At 41.4% G+C, this 20,569-nt stretch carries 23 protein-coding genes; 10 read left to right on the forward strand and 13 right to left on the reverse strand.

Annotated features, from left to right (window positions below):
- The first annotated feature begins 1 nt into the window (after position 1).
- The 6 genes from EOK74_RS10015 to EOK74_RS10040 all read left to right on the forward strand — a co-directional run bounded on the left by EOK74_RS10015 (position 2) and on the right by EOK74_RS10040 (position 6,139).
- Positions 2–745: a SapC family protein gene (locus EOK74_RS10015; protein WP_166638750.1), complete on the forward strand. Its 744-nt coding sequence runs from the start codon at positions 2–4 to the stop codon at positions 743–745.
- A 67-nt stretch (positions 746–812) separates the two neighbouring features.
- Positions 813–1,712 (forward strand): DMT family transporter, encoded by a 900-nt coding sequence (locus EOK74_RS10020; RefSeq protein WP_205964606.1) that lies wholly within the window; start codon positions 813–815, stop codon positions 1,710–1,712.
- 28 nt (positions 1,713–1,740) lie between these two features.
- A complete protein-coding gene (locus EOK74_RS10025) occupies positions 1,741–3,858 on the forward strand; it encodes a glycoside hydrolase family 36 protein (protein WP_205964611.1) in 2,118 nt (705 codons plus the stop codon).
- Between the two features lie 19 nt (positions 3,859–3,877).
- Positions 3,878–4,375: a TlpA family protein disulfide reductase gene (locus tag EOK74_RS10030; protein ID WP_133469867.1), complete on the forward strand. Its 498-nt coding sequence runs from the start codon at positions 3,878–3,880 to the stop codon at positions 4,373–4,375.
- A gap of 121 nt (positions 4,376–4,496) precedes the next feature.
- Positions 4,497–5,273 carry a transcriptional repressor AgaR gene (gene agaR, locus EOK74_RS10035; RefSeq protein ID WP_133469868.1) on the forward strand — a complete coding sequence of 259 codons (777 nt, stop codon included), beginning with the start codon at positions 4,497–4,499 and terminating at the stop codon, positions 5,271–5,273.
- 218 nt (positions 5,274–5,491) lie between these two features.
- On the forward strand, positions 5,492–6,139 hold the full coding sequence (locus EOK74_RS10040; protein WP_133469869.1) for a YitT family protein: 648 nt from the start codon (positions 5,492–5,494) through the stop codon (positions 6,137–6,139).
- A gap of 13 nt (positions 6,140–6,152) precedes the next feature.
- Here the strand turns inward: EOK74_RS10040 and EOK74_RS10045 are convergent, their stop codons facing one another.
- The 10 genes from EOK74_RS10045 to EOK74_RS10090 form a co-directional block, all read right to left on the reverse strand.
- On the reverse strand, positions 6,153–7,124 hold the full coding sequence (locus tag EOK74_RS10045) for a hypothetical protein (RefSeq protein ID WP_133469870.1): 972 nt from the start codon (positions 7,122–7,124) through the stop codon (positions 6,153–6,155).
- Positions 7,125–7,149: 25 nt separating this feature from the next.
- Complete coding sequence (locus tag EOK74_RS10050; RefSeq protein WP_133469871.1) at positions 7,150–7,617, reverse strand: Dps family protein; 468 nt, start codon at positions 7,615–7,617, stop codon at positions 7,150–7,152.
- Positions 7,618–7,780: 163 nt separating this feature from the next.
- Complete coding sequence (locus EOK74_RS10055; RefSeq protein ID WP_133469872.1) at positions 7,781–8,200, reverse strand: VOC family protein; 420 nt, start codon at positions 8,198–8,200, stop codon at positions 7,781–7,783.
- 8 nt (positions 8,201–8,208) lie between these two features.
- Positions 8,209–9,618, reverse strand: a complete 1,410-nt coding sequence (locus EOK74_RS10060; RefSeq protein WP_133469873.1) for an aldehyde dehydrogenase family protein — start codon at positions 9,616–9,618, stop codon at positions 8,209–8,211.
- A gap of 106 nt (positions 9,619–9,724) precedes the next feature.
- Complete coding sequence (locus tag EOK74_RS10065; protein WP_133469874.1) at positions 9,725–10,762, reverse strand: energy transducer TonB; 1,038 nt, start codon at positions 10,760–10,762, stop codon at positions 9,725–9,727.
- A gap of 142 nt (positions 10,763–10,904) precedes the next feature.
- Positions 10,905–12,203, reverse strand: coding sequence for an adenylosuccinate synthase (locus tag EOK74_RS10070; RefSeq protein WP_133469875.1), 1,299 nt, complete (start codon positions 12,201–12,203; stop codon positions 10,905–10,907).
- A gap of 119 nt (positions 12,204–12,322) precedes the next feature.
- A complete protein-coding gene (locus EOK74_RS10075) occupies positions 12,323–12,520 on the reverse strand; it encodes a DUF2065 domain-containing protein (RefSeq protein WP_133469876.1) in 198 nt (65 codons plus the stop codon).
- Positions 12,521–12,594: 74 nt separating this feature from the next.
- Positions 12,595–13,329 (reverse strand): response regulator transcription factor, encoded by a 735-nt coding sequence (locus EOK74_RS10080; protein WP_133469877.1) that lies wholly within the window; start codon positions 13,327–13,329, stop codon positions 12,595–12,597.
- A gap of 88 nt (positions 13,330–13,417) precedes the next feature.
- Entirely contained in the window at positions 13,418–14,158 is a 741-nt protein-coding gene (locus EOK74_RS10085) for a spondin domain-containing protein (RefSeq protein WP_133469878.1), read from the reverse strand.
- A 10-nt stretch (positions 14,159–14,168) separates the two neighbouring features.
- Positions 14,169–14,867 carry a spondin domain-containing protein gene (locus EOK74_RS10090; RefSeq protein ID WP_133469879.1) on the reverse strand — a complete coding sequence of 233 codons (699 nt, stop codon included), beginning with the start codon at positions 14,865–14,867 and terminating at the stop codon, positions 14,169–14,171.
- Positions 14,868–15,075: 208 nt separating this feature from the next.
- On the opposite strand from EOK74_RS10090, the gene EOK74_RS10095 reads away from it, so the two are divergent.
- From EOK74_RS10095 to EOK74_RS10110, 4 genes are all read left to right on the forward strand, one after another.
- Complete coding sequence (locus EOK74_RS10095; protein WP_133469880.1) at positions 15,076–15,282, forward strand: ParD-like family protein; 207 nt, start codon at positions 15,076–15,078, stop codon at positions 15,280–15,282.
- On the forward strand, positions 15,275–16,060 hold the full coding sequence (gene map / locus EOK74_RS10100) for a type I methionyl aminopeptidase (RefSeq protein ID WP_133469881.1): 786 nt from the start codon (positions 15,275–15,277) through the stop codon (positions 16,058–16,060). Before EOK74_RS10095 ends, map begins: the two co-directional genes overlap by 8 nt.
- Before the next feature lie 85 nt (positions 16,061–16,145).
- A complete protein-coding gene (locus EOK74_RS10105) occupies positions 16,146–16,853 on the forward strand; it encodes an AraC family transcriptional regulator (protein ID WP_133469882.1) in 708 nt (235 codons plus the stop codon).
- A 152-nt stretch (positions 16,854–17,005) separates the two neighbouring features.
- A complete protein-coding gene (locus EOK74_RS10110; protein WP_239024074.1) occupies positions 17,006–17,935 on the forward strand; it encodes a DMT family transporter in 930 nt (309 codons plus the stop codon).
- On the opposite strand, the gene EOK74_RS10115 is transcribed toward EOK74_RS10110, so the two are convergent.
- From EOK74_RS10115 to EOK74_RS10125, 3 genes are read right to left on the reverse strand one after another with little or no spacing between them, the layout of a single operon-like run.
- The gene (locus EOK74_RS10115; protein ID WP_420818927.1) at positions 17,932–18,453 is read right to left on the reverse strand and encodes a DUF3750 domain-containing protein; all 522 of its coding nucleotides are present in this window, start codon (positions 18,451–18,453) and stop codon (positions 17,932–17,934) included. The genes EOK74_RS10110 and EOK74_RS10115 overlap by 4 nt on opposite strands.
- A 52-nt stretch (positions 18,454–18,505) precedes the next feature.
- On the reverse strand, positions 18,506–19,444 hold the full coding sequence (locus EOK74_RS10120; RefSeq protein ID WP_133469884.1) for a hypothetical protein: 939 nt from the start codon (positions 19,442–19,444) through the stop codon (positions 18,506–18,508).
- A gap of 25 nt (positions 19,445–19,469) precedes the next feature.
- Entirely contained in the window at positions 19,470–20,528 is a 1,059-nt protein-coding gene (locus EOK74_RS10125; protein ID WP_133469885.1) for a YHYH protein, read from the reverse strand.
- Between the last annotated feature and the right edge of the window lie 41 nt (positions 20,529–20,569).

Here is a 20,569-nt window from a genome sequence, read left to right on the forward strand (position 1 = left end):
GATGGCAAATTCTCATATACAAGCCCTAAATCCTAGCACCCACAAAGACTTAAAATTAAATGTCGACCCTCTATTTACCTACACTAAGACTATTCAGTTTACTCCATTACATGTAAATGAATTTGCTCCAGCCAGCACCTGTTACCCAATTTACTTCATTAAGGATAGAGCAACGGGAAAGCTGTTTAGTGTGGCATTATTCGGACTAGAAGAAAAAGAAAACCTGTTCTATAGCGATACACAATGGCGGGCAAGTTATGTTTCTGAAAGTATGCAATGTTGGCCTTTTACTATGGCAAAAACATCTGACAACCAATGGTCACCCCATATCGATACCAGCAGCCCACTGTTATCCAATGATCAAGGGCAGCTACTCTATAAGTCCGGTCGCCCTAGTGAAACACTAAACACCACCTTGCAGCGTTTACAGCAATCCTATCAACAAAAATTGCAGAGCATGGCATTCGTTGAATGGCTTTTAGAATTAAAATTGCTGAAACCTGTGCGTTTAGGTATGAAATATTTATCTGGTGAAAAAAGTATCATTAATGGGATGTACAGCATCGACGCAAGCGCTTTACAGCAACTCCCACCAGACGCACTAAGCTTGGGCCATAAGCATGGATACCTAGCACCTATATATGCGTTACTTGCATCTCATTACAACTTATACGACTTAATCCGTCTTAAAAAAACATTTTCAAAGCGACCTATTAGCTCACTACAGCTTATTGAGAGCGAGTGAAAATTTTATAATAAAACGATGTTTATATTTTTTAGCGGATAATAAATAGCATGTTATGGAGAAAAAAATGAAATCAAAAAAGTGGCTAGTATTTGCCTTGATCACCACCTTATCTTGGGGTTTATGGGGGGCGATGACAGGCTTGTTCGCAAATGAAACCATCCCTTCTACTTTGGTCTATTCAATATGGGCACTAACGATGATCCCCCCCTGCCTTATTGCTCTAAAGCTCATTGCTTGGAAACTAGATTATGATAAACGCTCAGTGATACTTGGATGCTCAATTGGCTTACTTGGCTCCGGTGGCCAGATGTTGTTATTTCAAGCCGTCAATGTAGGCCCTGCTTATTTAATATTTCCCATTGTTTCTCTTTCTCCCATTATCACCATTGCCTTATCTTTTGGGCTATTAAGGGAACGCACCGGAAAATTTGGGGCATTAGGTATAGTGTTAGCGCTCATTGCCTTACCTTTATTTGAATACTCGGCTGGGCCAGCAGAGTCTCAGAGTCAAGGCTTGCTGTGGTTTGCCTTAGCTTTATTTGTGATGGCTGCTTGGGGGCTACAAGCATTCTTTATGAAATTCTCAAATGAAAGCATGAGTGCTGAAAGTATTTTCTTTTACATGACAATCACCGCACTAGCGCTTATCCCAGTGGCATATGCCATGACGGACTTCACTCAAGAGATAAACACCAGTGGCTCGGTATTATTAACCACTGCAGGCATCCAAGTCCTGAATTCGGTTGGCGCGCTTTGCTTGGTCTATGCGTTTAGGCACGGCAAAGCTATTTTAGTTTCTCCCCTCACAAATGCTGGTGCTCCGCTTATATCAGCTGTGCTGGCCATAATATTAATGGGTGTAGTTCCCTCAGACGCAAAAATGCTAGGTATAGCCTTGGCAATCATTGCCGCTGTTATTCTCGCCATTGAACCCGAAGACAAAACCAATATTGAAAAACACTAATCTTACGATTTTACAATAGGACGTTATTATGAAGATGACACTGCAAAAGAATGTGGTAATTTTGTTGTTCAGCAGTTTGCTGACATTAAGCATAATTGGATGCACTCACACCAGCCAATCATTAGTAGAGAAAAACCACGCTAGGCCACAAACTACTTACACAGTCACGAACGAATTAATTAGCATTGAGTTCGACCAAAATTTACACAGCCGAGTCATCTCTAACCTAGATGGCACCATGCAGAAGATTGGCAATTTTCAAGCCAGTGAATATGTAATTTTGGAAGGGGGCAAGGTCATCAGTGAGTTTGCTTTTATAAGTCGTTCTGAACATGACATTGACACTGAACTAGGCCCAGGAAAGCAAGTTACTATACTTGGAGATTCGACTTTAGGGTTACGAAAAACAATCTCAATAAAACGTTTCGATGCATATCCTTCGATGCTATTTTTCAGCCTGATTTATGACAATACCTCAGACCAACCGATGAAAATTATAAAGTGGGTCAATAATCACTACGCACTGACTAGCGATTCAGATAATACGTCACAACAAGCTGCATTTTGGTCATACCAAGGGGCTTCATTCTCTGACAGACGTGATTGGGTTATGCCTTTAAAACCTGGCTTTTCGCAACAAAATTATATGGGCATGAATGCTTCAGATTATGGTAGCGGTACAGCAATTTCGGATATATGGAGAAAAGACATAGGGCTAGCTGTAGGTCATAGTGAAGTAGACCCTAAACTGGTAGCGATTCCCGTTAGCTACCCAGAAAATAGTCACGCTGCGCAGTTACACATAGAGCTAGAGCAAACCGTTCGGCTGGCTCCAGGACAATCGACTCAAACAATTGAAACCTTCGTCAATGTGCACAAAGGCGACTACTACGCCACTCTCAAAAATTATCGAAACACTATGGCTGATAAAGGCTTAAAAATGGATGACATTCCCGATTCAGCCTACGAATCCATATGGTGTGCATGGGGTTACGAACGAGATTTTAGTGTTGACGAAGTGCTGGCCACTCTGCCTAAAGCCAAAGAAATGGGGTTAAAGTGGGCTGTATTAGATGATGGTTGGCAAACAGCAGAAGGTGACTGGTATTTACACCCAGAGAAGTTTCCGAATGGCGACAAAGATATGCAAGCCTTTGTAAAAGCAATTAACGACCAAGGTTTAAAAGCTAAGTTATGGTGGGCGCCATTAGCAGTGGATCCAGGTACCGACTTATTACATGAACATTCAGATATGCTACTCCTTGACGAAAACGGTGCAGTGCATGATGTGACGTGGTGGAATAGCTTCTACCTCTGCCCAGCCTATGAAGGCACCATTGAATATACCAAAGAACTGGTTAAGAAAATGATGGGAACTTGGGGTTATTCAGGGTTAAAGATTGATGGCCAACACCTAAATGGGGTTCCCCCTTGTTATAACCCTAAACACAATCATGCATCACCAAACGAATCTGTAGAAAAATTAGCCGAGTTTTGGAAAATGGTGTACGACACTGCCCTTGAAATAGACAAGCAAGCGGTAGTTGAAATATGTCCATGTGGCACTTCTTACGCGTTTCATAACTTACCTTACATGAACCAAGCCGTTAGCTCAGACCCACTGACATCATGGCAAGTTCGTCTCAAGGGCAAAACATTGAAAGGATTAATGGGAGAGTCAGCCCCTTATTATGGTGACCATGTCGAATTAAGTGATAACGCCAGTGATTTTGCTTCATCATTAGGAATAGGGGCAGTAGTAGGCACAAAGTTTACCATTCCTTCAGAAAACAAGGCAGCTGAAGCTTTTCTATTAAATACCCAGCAAGAACAAGAGTGGGGTAAATGGATTGCTTTGTACAACGAAAAAATGCTGCCTAAAGGTGAATATCTAGGTGAGCTTTACGATATTGGTTTTGACCTACCAGAAGCTCACGCTATCACCAAAGGTGAGCGCCTATACTATGGATTTTATGCCAAACAGTGGAATGGTGATATTGAACTGCGCGGTTTACAAACCGGTCACTATCAAGTCTATGATTACATCAATGACCAAGATCTAGGTACAGTCAGTGGGCCCAATGCAATGTTAGAAGTAGCGTTTAATGATTATCTGCTACTCGAACTCATTCCCATCACTCACTAGATAATTAGGAATTAAGGCCATGAAGTTAGCTATCTTATTAATACTGTTTACTAGTGTAGGACTTAGCAAGCAGGTGAATGCGTTGCAAGTTGGTGATCTCGCTCCCAATTTTTCGCTTTCATCTATGCATAATGAAAATCTTGTTAAACTAAGCGATTTTGCAGGAAAAGTGGTGTATCTGGATTTTTGGGCCTCTTGGTGTGGCCCTTGTCGAACCTCTTTCCCTATTCTGTCTAAACTTTATCAAAATTACCACGCACAGGGGTTTGAAATCGTATCGATTAACCTGGATGAAAAACCTAAGCTCGCCGAAGCATTTTTGCAACAATATCCAGTATCTTTTGAGCATCTTAGTGGCTTTGGCTCCGAAGTTGACAAAACTTATGGCGTTAATGCCATGCCTACCGGTATATTCATTGATGCCAAAGGAAAGGTAAGACTTATACATAGGGGATTTAAACCAAACCATAAGCCATTTATTGAAGCTGTTTTACAAAAATTAATTTCTGAAGTGTAACTCAAACTTATAAAGTTGAAAGGCAGCCAAGCGAAGTGAAACCTTTTATTGAATAAAAGTTTCATTGTGGGTATGATATCGACCAAAACACTTAACACCGAAAGAACCATAAGGAAATTTAATGCGCGATACTAGCCAAAGACGAGTAGAAATATCTAAAATGCTCAAAGATAAAGGCAGTGTTCAAGTGCCTGCCCTAGCTAGTATATATAACGTATCAACTGTCACCATCAGAAAAGATTTAAGGTTCTTGGAACAGCAAGGCATTGCCACTCGTTCATACGGTGGCGCGATGCTTAAAGAAAACGGTATTATCGAAACTGAAGTCACTGTCAATGATAAACAAACTTTACACGCTGAAGAAAAATCATGCATAGGAACGGTAGCGGCAGACTTAGTTAAAGATGGCGACTCTATCATTTTAGATTCTGGTTCTACTACGCTACAAATAGCCACACACTTAGCCAATAAAGAAAATGTAACTATTGTGACTAACGGCTTAAACATTTTGAATGAACTATCCCATCATGAAAAACTTAATGTCATGTTATTAGGCGGCACTCTTAGGCGTAAGAGCCAGTCTTTTTTTGGAAGTTGTGCAGAAAACACCTTAAGAGATCTACATGTAGATAAACTATTTTTAGGGGTAGATGGCTTCCATATGGAACGAGGGATCACCACTCATTTTGAGGCGGAAGCTCTACTTAATAAACTTATGTGCAGAGTGGCTAGTGAAGTAATCGTCGTCACTGACTCTTCAAAGTTTGGCCAAGTTTGCCTACATAAAATTTTAGAACCCGCAGGTGTTAGAAGAATAGTGACAGACCAAAATATCCCTCAAGACTATTTAGATGGCTTGAGACGACTAGGAATAGAAGTCACCATTGTAGAAATCTAAATTTGTTAGTCGTCAATAAGGAAGCATTTAGAGGGTTAAATGCTCTCAGACTAAAAATCACGCTAGTGCCACTATTAACCAGTAATTCGTAAAGAAAGTTATACACTTCCGCTAAAAATCCTTTTACCTATCTCTAGGGGTAGGCTATTCAACCACAACGCTTTGTGTAAAATCCGCGCCAAAGTTACCCACTCAAGAAAAGACGAAGGGATACCCACATGAATTTTCCAAGCCACAGATTTTATGAAGATCTAATCGCATTGTTTTGTGCTGGAGTTTTAGTGTCTTTTGGCATTGTTTTATTTGAAAAACACAACTTACTTACCGGTGGTACTGCGGGTATTGCAATCATAGGTACTCACTTAACTAGCCTTAGTTTTGGTCTGTTATTTTTTCTAGTGAACATTCCCTTTTACTACATTGCATGGACACGTTTAAGTAAACGTTTCACCATTAACACCTTTATATCAGTGACTGTGGTATCGGTTATGACAGAGAAAATGGGCTCTTTTATCACTATTTCTCATATTGAGCCGCTCTTTTCTAGCATAGTAGGCGGGATATTAATTGGTGTCGGTGTGTTAATCATGTTCAGACACAAATCTAGCTTAGGAGGTCTAGGAATTTTAGCGCTGTACCTGCAAAATAAATTCAATATTCGCGCAGGTAAATTTGGGTTGTTGATAGATGCATTGATTTTATCTTCATCGATTTTTATTTTTAGCTTTGACTTGGTCATTCTCTCTATTGTTGGAGCAATAACCTTAAACCTACTCGTTGCCGTTAATCATAAACCGGGACGTTATCAGGCTTACATTGAACCTAAAAACGAGTCTAAAATAACCGACACAGCGACACAGACCTAGACGTTAAAACGGCTTAGAAATTCAAGGCGTATTTTATCCCCAATTGGGCCCGCGTGTTGTCATCATGCACTTCAAATTTAGCGAACCAATCTAAAGGTACAAAATTTAAGCTAGACTCAACCTCTATAGCTAGACCATGGCCCGTAGCTAAAAAGTCTTCTGTGAGTTCGGCTCTAGCTCCAAAGCTTTCAGACACATAGCTGTAGTAGCCAAACACCTCCAGCTGTTGCGAAAACAACTCCACAGTAGTTGCTGCACTAAGCACCAATTTTAATCCGTCAGACGAGACGTTATGGATAAGCTCTGTTGCGTAGGTTACACCTATGCCTGCTTGGTAACGCACTTCACCAGACGCAAAATTATCGGTCAATAGATGCTCTGCGCTTACCTCAAAACTAAAATGGGAGTTAATATTTCCTGAGTATTCTAATTCAAAAAAATTAAGGTCTTTGGCTAAATGTAAAGCTGAGCTAGCTTGGGTATTTTTAAGTTCACCAAACACAATTTCAAACTGCCCATGAGCCACATTTTGCACGTGGCGTAAGCCTTTAATCCAACCATCTTTCGATAACCCAGTAGATGAAACCCTACCTTTATAGGTAGGCAAAACCCCTAGCTCAGTTTTACCATCTTTGGATGCGTAGCGTAAAAATAACCGCCGTAAATACAAATTGTCACTGACACTATGGTTGAAAGTATTATGACTAGACGAAAAACTATCACCGGTTACCGCAAAGCCATTAACACTCCAATCGCTGTTTTCACCGAATACCAACGACGGATAAGCCCGAACACGATATTGATAACGCAAGTCTTTACCAGAACGTTCATCTAGCCTTATCTGCGTATCGAGTTTTCCAGAAAACTCAGCACTATTAGCCACACTAAGAAATAAAAAGCCTGAAAACCAAAACGACCAAAGCAGCTTGACCTGCTTTGGCCGTTTTAATGTGGTTAAGGAATCATCTATAATTTGAATAAACAAGATCCTGCAAGTTAAGTGAGGTCGATTAGCTTAACGCTCTTAGCATCCAAGCTGTTTTCTCATGAATTCGCATTCTATCAGAGACAAGCGCCGCAGAAGACTCATCATCAGCTTCTTGAGCTGACACTAACACTTTACGGCACGTCTTCACTACAGCTTCGTGGCCAGCTAATAAGATTTTTACCATTTCAGTACCAGAAGGTACACCATCAACTTCTGCAATTGAACTCAACTTAGCGAACTCTTTATATGTTCCGGGTGCCGCCACGTCTAGGGTACGAATACGTTCTGCGATATCATCTACAGCAACGGCTAGTTCGGTGTAATGCTCTTCAAACATTAGGTGAAGCTCTCTGAACTGTGCACCTGTTACGTTCCAATGAAAGTTATGGGTTTGAAGATACAAGGTATATGAATCGGCAAGTAAGCACTTTAACCCTTGGGCGATAACTCCACGGTCTTGCTCATTAATACCAATGTTAATTGAACTCATTGTGTTGTCCTCTTATTTGATTGGATAAAAGCATAGACCTTGCGGAGTCTTTTAACCATTGAATAAAATTAAACTTCAGCTTCTATAAAACCTATCAATAATCAAAAAATGATAGCTAACTAAGACTGAAGGTATTCTGAGTATTCCATATTAAGCAAGATCTTCAGCTTGCAAATAATTGCTCAATATCTTGAAATGCCTTAAATTCTAGGGCATTTCCACAAGGGTCAAGAAAAAACATGGTGGCTTGCTCGCCAACTTGCCCCTTAAATCTTATATGGGGCTCTATCACGAAATCTACAAGGGCCGACTGCAATTTTTCACTTAAAGCTTGCCAATCTTGCCACTCAAGCACCACCCCAAAGTGTGGCACAGGCACGGCATGACTATCGACTATATTATGCTGCGGTAAACTCGGCATTTCTGCCACCAAATGGGTTACCAGTTGATGTCCAAAAAGATTCCAATCAATCCACTGCTGCGAGCTACGGCCTTTGGAACAGCCTAATAACTGTCCATAAAAAACTTCTGAATCTTGTAAATTTGTTACAGGAATAGCCAAGTGAAAAGGAGCAACTGACATAAGGTCACCTAGAGTAGTTTTTTAAGAATTTTAAATTTTTTCGATGTAAAAGGCGGGTACCTAAGGGGGACATCAAACCAAAAACTGCGCTTCATTACCGTTTTTAAATGGCTAAAATTATCAAAGCCAATTTTACCATGGTAGGCCCCCATACCACTGGCCCCAACGCCACCAAAAGGTAAATTAGGGTTAAGCGCAAACATAAAACCATCATTTATACCAACCATACCTGCACTCGTTTGCTGTAATACAGTTTGTTCAAAGGTCTTATTTTTTGTATATAAATATAGAGATAAAGGTTTAGCTCTTTTACTCACAAAGGGCACTGCCTGCTCGATATTATCAAGGGTGATAATGGGTAAAACAGGACCAAAAATTTCCTGTTCCATCAGAGGGCTATCTTCTGCTGGCTCCAGCACTATGGTTGGTTGTATATACTTAGTCGACTCATCACTTTCACCACCATACACAACATTTTGTCCATCAAGATAGTTAACAATACGCGCAAAGTGTCGTGCATTTACAATGCGCCCATAATCATCACTTGCTGAAACCTTAGCAGTATAAAATTCTGCAATCTTTACTTTTATGGCGTCGATTAACTTAGGTGCAAAAGACTTTTCTACCAAAACGTAATCTGGAGCCACACAGGTTTGCCCTGCGTTCATAAACTTGCTCCACACAATCCGTGACGCCGTTACCTCAAGGTCGGTATTACTATCAACAATACAAGGACTTTTACCCCCTAACTCAAGGGTAACTGGAGTTAAAAACTCAGCAGCAGCACGCATCACAATTTTACCCACCACTTCACCGCCTGTGTATATGATGTGATCAAATTGGTTTTGCAATAACTCAGAGGTTTCATCTACCGCCCCTTCAACCACCTCCACAGCTAGTTGATCTAAGTACTTAGGAATTTGTTCCGCTAATAACCCAGAGATATTTGGTGAGAGTTCTGATGGTTTTATCAGTGCGCAATTACCAGCTGAAATGGCTGCAATCAAAGGCCCTAATACCAAGAGTAAAGGGTAATTCCATGCTCCAATTATGAGAACTGTGCCCAAAGGTTCAGGTAATACATAACTTTTCCCCGGCTGGGCTGCAATAGGAGTAGAGACTTTGCGAGGCTTCATCCATTTTTTTAAATGCTTTACTGTATGCTCAACTTCACTTATCACACCACCTAGCTCCGCAGTCCATGACTCCATATCACAGCGACCTAAGTCTTTTTGTAGTGCTAATAAAATTGGCTCTTGCTTTTCAGCAACCAATTTTTTGATTCGTTGCAGCTGCGCTATGCGCCACTCAATATTTTTTGTATGGCCGGCAGCAAAGGTCTGACGTAAGCCCTCAATTTTAGGGCTTATAAGAGATAAATTGGTGGTGCATCTATCGGAAGAGGAGTCGGTTAACATAGCTCACTTGTGTCTCAAGTACATTTAAGTGGCCATGTTAACCCACATTGTGAGCTAGATGAAATTTACGACTTAACGAATAGCCCACGAAAAATTTTTAGTCCAATCACACTTGATTGACTTGCTCTACTAGAGTGAAACTACTGTTTTCAGTTCCTTTGACAAAGACAGTACATTGCCCCCAACTTTCCGGGATCGTCCATGTCAAATCATTAGCTATGGTGCTACGAGAACGCTTGTTATCGCAACGGATCTCCATTTCATCTAACTGGCCGTTAATATTATTCATGGAAAAGCTATTTCTAGTTAGCTGATGGGTCCAATTACGGCTGCCTTGCAATCTGGCTGCTCGGGCAATTGGTTGGTCACTATTGAGCACTTCTTTAATTTTAGCTACGTACACCTCTAAAGGTTTCGCAGCCTCAGCACCATTTTTCGATTCAACCAAATGTTTATAGGTTTCTAATGCTGCAGGAAGCTGGTTATCTTGTAGTTGCAGTATAAACAAACGAGATTGCAGATACTGATAGTTTTGTGTGCCTAAGGCATCTTCTCCACTTAGCACTCCTCGAAAACTAGATGCTAATTCACGGTGGCTATCTTTCGTCGCATTCGCGAAATTTGCATCTAGCAACCAATACCAAGCACTCTCTGTTCGATTCCATAACTTATCTTCTTTAAATTCTTGTAAACCTAACTCTGCACTCTCAAAGTCCTGCTCGGCAATGGCATTAGATATTTTTATATACTTGTTACGAAATTTTCGACGAACGCCAGATTCTTTATTATTGTCTAATTTAAAGTCCAGTTGCACTCGAGTTTGGCACTGTTCAATGGCTTCACCGCCTCGCGTGGCTGGGTTATATTGCCACTTTTCAACAGAACGCAACGCTGCCTTTTCTAAACTAGCAATGCCACTAGAATCTGTGACTATCGGGTCTAGCACTTTGCCATCATCACCAATCACAAAGCTAACTTGCACCCAACCTTCTTGCTTCAACCTTGCAGCACTCATTGGATATTTAGGAGGTACGCGTTCAATGGGCTCAGCCACAATGACTGTATCAAAGATTTCGGCTTTTACAGGGCTTTCTGCCTGACTTAAGAGAGGTAAAACCAATAAACCTAAGAGTGAATATTTCACATGCAATCCTTGTTTGACTAAATACTGTATAAAAAAATACCAAAGTAACGACAGGCGCACAATACCCTAGGAACTGTTTTATATACAAGTACAAAAAAGGCTGCAAGTTGCAGCCTTTCTTTAAATAGTGAGTATTAACTAACTATGAATCAAACGGGTGACGCAACACAATAGTTTCGTTTCTATCAGGGCCGGTAGAAATAATATCAATTGGCACACCTGTCAGTTCTTCTAGGCGCTTAATATAATTCTTAGCCGCTTGAGGTAACTCGTCGTATTCCGTTACACCAAAAGAGTTTTCACTCCAGCCTGGCATAGACTCGTATACTGGTTCGATTAACTCATAGCCGTCAGCGGCCATAGGCGGTACATCACTAATATTGCCTTGCTTGTCTTTGTAGCCAGTACAAATGCTTAAGCTCTCAAGGCCATCAAGTACGTCTAGCTTAGTTAAGCAAAAACCTGTGATTGAGTTGATTTGTACGGCGCGTTTCATGGCAACGGCATCAAACCAACCAGTACGACGCTTACGACCCGTAGTGGCACCAAATTCATGACCTTTAACACCTAAGTGTTGACCAACTTCACAGTCTAGTTCAGTTGGGAAAGGGCCAGAACCGACGCGAGTGGTATAGGCTTTAACAATACCCAAGACGTAATCTAGGTTTAACGGACCAAAACCAGCACCAGTGGCAACACCACCTACTGTAGTGTTAGATGAGGTTACATAAGGGTACGTACCGTGGTCGATATCTAGCAAAGTACCTTGTGCACCTTCAAACATAATACAGTCGCCACGCTCGCGGGCTTTGTCTAAGACGTCTGTTACGTCTACTACCATAGCTTTTAAAATATCGGCTACTGCAAGTGCATCTGCTAGAACTTTCTCATAACTTACTGGCTCTACTTTGTAATAGTTAGTCAGCATAAAATTATGATACTCAAGTATCTCTTTAAGTTTTACAGCGAAATCTTCTGGATTAAACAAATCACCCACACGCAAACCACGACGAGAAACTTTGTCTTCGTAGGCTGGACCGATTCCGCGACCTGTTGTACCAATTGCTTTGTTACCGCGCGCTTTTTCACGGGCAACGTCAAGTTCGATATGGTACGGCAGAATTAACGGACAAGCTTCACTGATACGTAAGCGTTCTTTAACGGGAACACCTCGCTCTTCGAGCATAGCGGTTTCTTTAAGGAGTGCTTCTGGGCTAAGTACTACACCATTTCCGATAACGCAGGTTACGTTTTCACGCAAAATACCAGAAGGGATTAAATGTAGAACTGTTTTTTCGCCATCTATTACCAAAGTATGACCCGCGTTGTGGCCTCCTTGATAACGCACTACATACGTTGCCTGATCTGTTAGTAGATCAACAACCTTACCTTTACCCTCGTCGCCCCATTGGGTTCCGAGTACAACAACATTTTTAGCCATGGAATTGGATGGGTCAGAAAAATTAGGCGAGGATTCTACCAAAAAACATTGAGCAGCTAAATAGCTAAATCGTGCAGCTTATAATCAATTTAACGGAAATATGACTGGATAAAAAAGGGCTAAATGAGATACAGCAAACTTACCAAGCCAATTGTGACTAAAACTCCCCCTGTAGTTTTTAAATGATTTGAGGGCTGCAATGACATCTGCAATAAATATTGCTGCCATTTTTTAGTAAATAACATAGGCCCAAACCCCTCAATCACTAACACTGCAGCCAATGCTATTAGTAGGGTGTCGGTTAAGGTGTAACTCATGAAATGGTGCTCAGCAAAATAATGAAGGGCACAGGTTAACCCATTCTATGTATTAAGCCCAATGCATCACTTTTTCAAATATGACTATCAACCACTCCTTCAGGATTAAACTTATATCCCACTCCCCATACGGTTTGAACTATTTGTGGTGAGGTAGCATCAGCTTCTATTTTTGCGCGCAACCGATTGATATGAGAGTTAACAGTATGCTCATAACCGCTATGGTGATAACCCCAAACCGTTTCTAAAAGTTGGCTACGATTGAATACTTGATTAGGATGACTCGCTAAATGATGCAACAATTCAAACTCTGTGGCAGTCAACTCTAAGGTGTTATCTGCCAGCACCACTTGGTGGTTTTTTTGATTGATTTGTAAGTTACCAATAGTCAATATTTTTTCATCACTAGTTGGTGTAGCCTGACTAGTTACATTTTGCATCACATGTACTTTTCGTAGTTGCGATCGCACCCTTGCCTGCAATTCGCGGGCGCTGAATGGTTTAGTCATATAATCGTCAGCCCCTAACTCTAAGCCCAACACTCTGTCGGTTTCTGAGCTTTTGGCAGTTAACATAATAATCGCTTGTGAAGGCTTTTTATCACGCACTTGACGGCAAATATCTAAGCCACTCACCCCAGGCAACATTACATCAAGTATCAACAAGGAGTAGTCATTTTGTGTCGCAAGCATTAATGCTTGAGCGCCATTTTCTTGAATGCTAACTTCGACCCCCAACTCTTGTAAATTAACACTAATTAGCTCCGCAATATCACGGTCATCTTCTACTAACAACACAGTGTCAGACATATTATTCACTCCTACTACTTTTTATTTGAGTCAAAACTAAAAAACGCTCAATACTTTAATATTGAGCGTTTTTAGTTTGCTCAATACCTTATTCTGTGCGCGTTACAACTATACTCACAGTTGGGTTGTCAAATTTATGGTCAACAGTTAATACAGATGTTGATAAACCGTCATCACTTGAAACAACACCAGGATGCATGGCTACATAACCTGTATCTGTGCGATTAGGGTTATAACCTTCACCACCAGCAGCAGGACCAGGAACAGTTTCTGCAGACTCTGAATTGACTTCAGTACCCGCATCATAAGCTCTACCCACTCCGCTCCAAGTATCACCCACTTCTAGAGTACTTAAGTCTAGAGCATTAAGACCGGTAAACGCATCATTTGTATTCCCCAACATAGCGGTTATTGACAAATTTGCATCGGTTACATCTTGAATGGTTATCGTAACTGTCTCATTTTCACCAGGCAAAATGGGGCCAGTACCTGAAGCAGAAGTCATTCCTAAACTTAACATACCTTCACTCATACCGCTTTCAGCTAGCTGTTCTAGCTCAACTGATGCAACCTCGCCCACAGTAAAAATAGAATCATCATCAGTGTGCAACACAGCCGCAATTGGTGAAACCGGCTGCCCTTTAGTCAAGTTAGTTACGGTAATTTCATAACTTACATCAACAGGGACAGGCTCAGGTGCCGGTACTTCCACAATAACTTCTACCGGTACTTCGACTTCTCTGACATCATCGCTACAAGCACTAATAGCAAGGGGTAAGGCTAATAGTAATGCTGAGCGAAAAGGTTTATTCTTAAATTGATTTAACATAACAGTCTCCTTAGTTAACGGTTACTGTTACTTTGGCAACAGGGTTTAACCAACGGTGAATTGAGTTAGTAACATCACTGGCACCATCTGTTAAAGAATCATCACCTATATTACCTGGGTGAATATGTACAGTAGCATTAGCTTCTGTAGACGCTACACCCGAACCACCCGTACCTAGAGTTAAGAAAGGTGGAGCTGGCATACCCGGCATACCTGGTTCACCGCTACCGACCAACTCATCATTGGCTTCGGTACCCGCATCGTAAGCATTTAAGTAAATAGTGTACGTGCCTACTTCGGTTGGGATTTCCCAATTATCTAAACCGATAAAACCATCGTTAGAAGGTAAAATCATTGCAACGACAGATAGTACGCTGTTGCCGTCTGTGGTCATAAATGTCCCAGCAACTTTTTCAGTTGGCGCTAAAGGTCCAGCAGTAGGCTCCGCTAACATGTCAGCACCTATTGCTGTAGCTACTGTAGTAATACCGGCTAAACTGCCACCTTCTGCCATTTCTTGAATCTCTGCACTGGCCATTTCACCTACTTCAAATAAACTAGTGTCAGGAGTGTGTGCAACAGCTGCGATAGGCGTAAAATAAAGCCCTTGAGTAATGTTTTGAATTTCAACTGTGACATCGGCTGCCATTGTTGGTAGGGCAGTCACAGCCAAGGCAGTGGCAGCACAGAATTTTTGTAAAGTTTTCATTTATGTTTCCTCGCTAAAGAATGATTTGTTGTTAGAACGAGGAGAAGTTTTACAAACAAGTATCCCGAAAGTATCACGAAAAAAGTACAAATTTCTAAAGTAAGTAAATTATCGAAAATACCTATATGCTTTAAACAAGATTAATGCAGTAGCAAGACCCACAAGCATACGATATGATACATATCACTACAAAACATATATTGGCATTATGGGCATCGTAAAAATTTCAGACGAACTTCACGAAGAAGTACGTAAAAACAGCACAGTGATGGAGCGCTCTATCAACTCTCAAGCAGAATTCTGGCTTAAAATAGGTAGGTTAGCGGAGCAAAACCCAACCTTAACCTATGAAGAAATCCTGCGCCGTGAAATGAAAACTCAAAATGTCACCACAGTGAAGCTAGTTAATGAGTAATGCCCTTATAAAAACACCGCAAGAAATAGAGCTAATGCGAGAGTCAGGCAAATTACTGGCGCAAGTTTTTGCGGCGTTAGATAAGGTAATCAAAGTTGGCATGTCTACTATGGAGATTAACGACTTTGTTGAAGACTATATCGTCACCAAATTGCACTCTAGGCCGGCAAGTAAAGGGCAATACGGCTATCAATACGTTCTAAACTCCTCTATCAACGAAGTGGTTTGCCATGGCGTACCATCACCAGCCAAAAAGTTAAAAGAACGAGATATTGTTAATATCGATATTACCCTAGAAAAGAATGGATATATCGCCGACAGCAGCAAAATGTACACCATAGGTGAGGTTTTACCTTTGGCTCAAAAGTTAGTAGATGCAACCTATGATGCCATGTGGCAAGGCATTAAGTGTGTAAAACCAGGCGCCACTACAGGTGATATAGGCCATGCAATTCAAGTTTATGCCGAAAAGCACGGCTTTAGCGTAGTACGTGAATATTGCGGCCATGGCATTGGTAAAGAAATGCATGAGGACCCGCAAATTCTGCACTTTGGCACACCTCATACCGGCTTAGCCTTACGAGCAGGCATGATATTCACCATAGAGCCAATGATTAATCAGGGGTCGTATCGTACTAAGCAAAAGAAAGACGGCTGGACAGTTATCACACGAGACAAGAAACTATCGGCGCAGTGGGAACATACTATTCTCGTTACCGAATCAAGCTTTGAAGTACTCACCCTACGCCAAGAAGAAACACCACCAATCGTTACTTAAATTCGCCCTTTCTAAAATGGCTTTGCTAGCTTTTAATTTTAAGCTAGTTTATTTTTGCAGTCACTTAGTTACATAAGCAATACGTATGCAGAACACATTATCGATACGCTCTTACAGCCGCCAAAAAGTAAAGCATAGCCACGATTTTCATCAGGTGGTATTGCCGCTACGGGGGGTAATTCATCTTGAAATTGATGACTACAAAGGCAAAGTAGCACCAGGGGAGTGTGTGGTTATTACAGCCCACAGCCTGCATCAATTCACCGCCGAAACCCAAGCTAGATTTGTGGTAGCCGATTTAACTGAGTTACCTAAAAATATCACCACCAGCCAATCCAGTGTATTTACTATTAACGCGCCTTTGTTACATTTTTTAAGCTTTGTAGAAGCGCAACTACAACACCAAGTAAATACAGAATTAGAACACATGTGTTTCAACACCCTATTTGCTTTATTAGGCGAGCAAAGACTGATTAAACAAATAGATAAACGACTAAAAAGTGTTATTGAGCATATAGATGCGCACATCACTAAGGTTATGCCCATAGAAGCTCTTGCAGAAATAGCCTGTTTAAGCCCCACCCAATTTAAAAAGCTATTCAAAGCCCAGTTAGGGATCACGCCCATGCAATACCTAATTAAACTGCGTATGGAAAAAGCCCAAGCGCTACTTATTCACACCGACTACCCCACTCAGATCATTGCCGAACAAGTAGGTTATTCTGATTACACAGCCTTTAGCCGCCGCTTTACCCAGCACTTTGGTTTGCCCCCTTCTAAAATTTCTAATTAACCAGCTCCTTTAGAATTACATATAATTGCGTCTAGCTGGCACACAAAAGCGTCTTATCTGCAATATTTATAGTTATTATCCAAGGTAAACTAGTTACATAAAATCATAGCGCTATAAAAGCTCAGTAGTATGTTTAATAGAGGAAGTTAATCTTGGGAAACAACGCCACAGGTGGGGTTATCTGTATCATAATTGCCTGCTCACTGTGGGCAACCACAGGCACAGCCGCCAATTTAGCCCCTAGCATTAGCCCATTAGCCATAGGTTCTTTTGCCATGGGTGTCGCGGGCTTATTATTATTGATAACCGCTTCCAAAACAGTCATTAAAGAGCGGGCTAAACTCAGTAAGGTGCCCGTCCTTTTAGTGCTTGGTGGCATATCTATCGCCATCTACCCCTTGGCATTTTACAGCTCAATGAAACTCGCAGGGGTAGCAATAGGCACAGTCGTGTCTTTAGCATCAGCCCCCTTTTTCTCCATAGTGTTTGAACGTCTCATCAACAAAAAGTCTATTTCATTACGCTGGACCATAAGTTTTATATTTGGAGTGGTGGGTGTTACCTTAATTGCTATGGGCAAGCAAGTTCACGGGCAGCCAACACTTGTCAACAACAGCGAGTATTTAGGGTTAAGTACCATGCACTTTGGGGTGATACTGGGGCTTATCGCTGGGCTAAGTTATGCTGTATATGCATGGGCTGCCAAGCAAATGATTGTTCAGGGCATTAGCTCAAACGCCTCTATGGCGAGTATGTTTGGCTTTGCCTCTATGTTATTACTGCCCTCGTTACTGATTACAGGGAATAACTTGTTTGCTACCCCTACAAACACTGCAGTGTCTATTTACATGGCTGTAGTACCCATGTTCATTGGCTACTTGTTATTTGGTTATGGTTTAAGACATATTGAAGCAAGCAAAGCGACCTTGATTACATTATTAGAGCCAGTGTTAGCCACCTTGCTGGCGGTAATAGTGGTAGGTGAGAAGTTTAATAGCTGGGGCTGGTTGGGTATGGTGTTAATTTTAGTGTGTTTAATGTTGCAAATGCTAAAAGTTCCACCAAAGGTCAACAATGCCTAATCAGCATAACCACTACCTATGGCTCTAAAGGGTAGCTCCAATTCAAGTTCAGGGACTTGCAACCCCACCCATTGGGGGAAGGTATTACTATTTGGGCCGGGGAATAAGGTGTATTCATTCGCCCAAGGGTAACGATTTATGGCTGCGGTTACTTCGGGTATTAGCCGTTTTGCTTTATCACCCTGAATAGATAACAGCTTATCGGGCTTAGCTCCGTACCAGTAGCGATCTGGCGTTGCGGTTTGATATTGTTTTAAAGCAGGCAGACCATGCTTCACTCGCCAGCCTACAACTTCATAGACTGTATATTCAGCTGCATCAGCAGGTTTAATGGCAATCCAAGTATGCACCGCAAACCAACCTCGCCAGCTAAACGCATCTGCGGCGTAAAACTCAATTACTGCATCTTTGGTAATGGCTGGGTCTACCGCTAGGCCCGCTGGCTCGCGACTGGCTTCTCGCCAGTTGGTATTTGAACAAGCAACCAACAATCCAATTAGCACTATAACAACGGCTATTTTTCTCACACATGCTCCCAAATTTTATGACATTACCTAACTTAAATTTGAATTATTTAACTGTGTACCTGAACAAGATCACATTATCTAATATAAGGTTGCTCGACCATATAAATTTTGCACCAGCGCCGGTAAATTGCTCTTGAAAATTCATATAAGCAGGCTTGTTATCTACCCCGATTTCATCTTCGGAATATTCTAAAGATTTAGGCCAATCTAGATAGCTATTATCTAAGATCCAATTACTTGGAATATCCCAATGTAATGAATAAGTCGTTTGATATTGATAAGCACCTTTGGTGTCACAGGTGCTGGTTAACCTTTGCTGGCCTGTTTCTTCAACGCAGTTTAAGTCGTATATAGGCGCGGTATAAAAAGTCTGAGCCTTCCAATCTGAACTGGTGAGTGTACCGTCAGAAAAGCTCGCAATTAAGCCACCGTCTCCGGGGTGATATTGCTTACCTCTGTTATTCTCACTACCTAAACCAGAGTTTTCTTCCCAGTCCACCACCTTAATAGCAATATCGTAAGGCTTTTTAACCTTAAAGCGCACAATGTTAGAGTTAAACGGCGTAAAAGGCACTGGGTCTACCCCTATTAATTTTCCGTTAATAAAGAGTTCAAAGTAGTTATCTGCGAATATGTAACCTGTGATCACCTCACCATCGCTGTCGACCTCGATTATAGGTACTGTAGCCACATCTACATCAGCCAGAGACTTTGGCTCCACCTTAGAACATTGGTCATATAGGTTGGTTACAAAATTTTCCTCTTTATATAGGGTTTGTGCTGGGACTAGATAACTTTTCTCTCCCGCTTTTTTTATACCAATGGGAGACAAGCGCGAACGCCCATGTTCACAGGTAAATTGTGATTTAGAAAGGACTTCTGCAGGCCCTTCAATCACTATCACTTTTTCAGCTAAAACACTGAAAGTCGTGCCCCCTAAAAAACCTAAAGTGAAAACGTAACTAAGGCGAGTGATTTTCATTTGATCTTGTACTCCTATGATGAAACTAACAATCAGCCGGACACTGTTGTGAGGTTTCTGTGCTATCACAGATACCATCACCACAGTATTTTTTACCTGCATCAACGTCTCGGATATTAGTGTTAGGGCTCTCTTTACTTTGCCCTTGCAATGATGAGTCTGACTTTTTATATACTTCAGTTGTGATATTTCCGTCGGCATCAACATATTCAAATTGATATAAACCCTCTTGATCCCAATTGTAATTTATACGATGACTATGGCCATTTAACTGATACTCTAAAGAGTAACTGTGGGCTTGATGCTTTATAAAATGGGTGATTTCTGCACCGCGTAATGGGCCGTAATCAGCCGTTCTTACTGGCCGTGTAAATGGCTGAGGAACAATTTGATCCTCAGGGGCATTTCTTGGTGAGTCAGTGCTTACCTTACCCCTTAGGCCTGCTATAAAATACGGAGCGTAATCAACAGCATGGTATTGATAACTGCCACTTTCAGTAAACCTACCAAGATATTCATCAAGCTGTGCATCTGTTTGACCAAATACAGGGAAGCCATCTAAAGCAAAAGCCACTGGGTTATTTTCACCAACCACCTGTTCTAAATGTTCAGGAATTAAGTGATAGTGATAATCGTCGGCTTTACCGGCATGTCCGCCCCAACGATCTAGCTCACCAATTTCGGTAGCAAATTCCCCTCTGTTATTCATAGCATTAAATATGGGCACGCCATTAACCGCAACCGCTATGGCTCCTCGATGAAAATGCTCCTGAGTCAACAATGGTGTTTCGGCAAGTTCTGGGTGCAGCGGGATTTTCCAAGCATTATTAGCAGTATAACCTTGTGGCAATACAACTTGCTGCTGCCAATTGGTTATCCCTTCCATCACTGGGTGGTCCGGAATACCATTTGATGCAACTATAAAGTAGTCATCATCTTGGCTGGTGTTCACCTGTTTAAAGTGAGAAAAGCTTTTATGGCTATGTGAACTCCGCTCATTACCCAACTCAACAGTATTTTTTGCAGGGGAACATGACAATAACCCTAACAGTGCAATGGGCGTAAATACTCCTATAAAATTCATATGCTCTCTTTTAAAGATTTAAGCAGACTTCTGTAATAACA

Origin of the sequence: Paraglaciecola marina, assembly GCF_004360155.1 — a bacterium.
Taxonomy (GTDB): Bacteria; Pseudomonadota; Gammaproteobacteria; order Enterobacterales; family Alteromonadaceae; genus Paraglaciecola; species Paraglaciecola marina.

What these genes read in the sequence shown, in the direction of transcription:
- EOK74_RS10015 (WP_166638750.1), top strand. Translation starts at nt 2, where the DNA reads ATGGCAAATTCTCATATACAAGCCCTAAATCCTAGCACCCACAAAGAC.
- EOK74_RS10020 (WP_205964606.1), top strand. Translation starts at nt 813, where the DNA reads ATGAAATCAAAAAAGTGGCTAGTATTTGCCTTGATCACCACCTTATCT.
- EOK74_RS10025 (WP_205964611.1), top strand. Translation starts at nt 1,741, where the DNA reads ATGAAGATGACACTGCAAAAGAATGTGGTAATTTTGTTGTTCAGCAGT.
- EOK74_RS10030 (WP_133469867.1), top strand. Translation starts at nt 3,878, where the DNA reads ATGAAGTTAGCTATCTTATTAATACTGTTTACTAGTGTAGGACTTAGC.
- agaR (WP_133469868.1), top strand. Translation starts at nt 4,497, where the DNA reads ATGCGCGATACTAGCCAAAGACGAGTAGAAATATCTAAAATGCTCAAA.
- EOK74_RS10040 (WP_133469869.1), top strand. Translation starts at nt 5,492, where the DNA reads ATGAATTTTCCAAGCCACAGATTTTATGAAGATCTAATCGCATTGTTT.
- EOK74_RS10050 (WP_133469871.1), bottom strand. Translation starts at nt 7,617, where the DNA reads ATGAGTTCAATTAACATTGGTATTAATGAGCAAGACCGTGGAGTTATC.
- EOK74_RS10055 (WP_133469872.1), bottom strand. Translation starts at nt 8,200, where the DNA reads ATGTCAGTTGCTCCTTTTCACTTGGCTATTCCTGTAACAAATTTACAA.
- EOK74_RS10060 (WP_133469873.1), bottom strand. Translation starts at nt 9,618, where the DNA reads ATGTTAACCGACTCCTCTTCCGATAGATGCACCACCAATTTATCTCTT.
- EOK74_RS10070 (WP_133469875.1), bottom strand. Translation starts at nt 12,203, where the DNA reads ATGGCTAAAAATGTTGTTGTACTCGGAACCCAATGGGGCGACGAGGGT.
- EOK74_RS10075 (WP_133469876.1), bottom strand. Translation starts at nt 12,520, where the DNA reads ATGAGTTACACCTTAACCGACACCCTACTAATAGCATTGGCTGCAGTG.
- EOK74_RS10080 (WP_133469877.1), bottom strand. Translation starts at nt 13,329, where the DNA reads ATGTCTGACACTGTGTTGTTAGTAGAAGATGACCGTGATATTGCGGAG.
- EOK74_RS10085 (WP_133469878.1), bottom strand. Translation starts at nt 14,158, where the DNA reads ATGTTAAATCAATTTAAGAATAAACCTTTTCGCTCAGCATTACTATTA.
- EOK74_RS10090 (WP_133469879.1), bottom strand. Translation starts at nt 14,867, where the DNA reads ATGAAAACTTTACAAAAATTCTGTGCTGCCACTGCCTTGGCTGTGACT.
- EOK74_RS10095 (WP_133469880.1), top strand. Translation starts at nt 15,076, where the DNA reads ATGGGCATCGTAAAAATTTCAGACGAACTTCACGAAGAAGTACGTAAA.
- map (WP_133469881.1), top strand. Translation starts at nt 15,275, where the DNA reads ATGAGTAATGCCCTTATAAAAACACCGCAAGAAATAGAGCTAATGCGA.
- EOK74_RS10105 (WP_133469882.1), top strand. Translation starts at nt 16,146, where the DNA reads ATGCAGAACACATTATCGATACGCTCTTACAGCCGCCAAAAAGTAAAG.
- EOK74_RS10120 (WP_133469884.1), bottom strand. Translation starts at nt 19,444, where the DNA reads ATGAAAATCACTCGCCTTAGTTACGTTTTCACTTTAGGTTTTTTAGGG.
- EOK74_RS10125 (WP_133469885.1), bottom strand. Translation starts at nt 20,528, where the DNA reads ATGAATTTTATAGGAGTATTTACGCCCATTGCACTGTTAGGGTTATTG.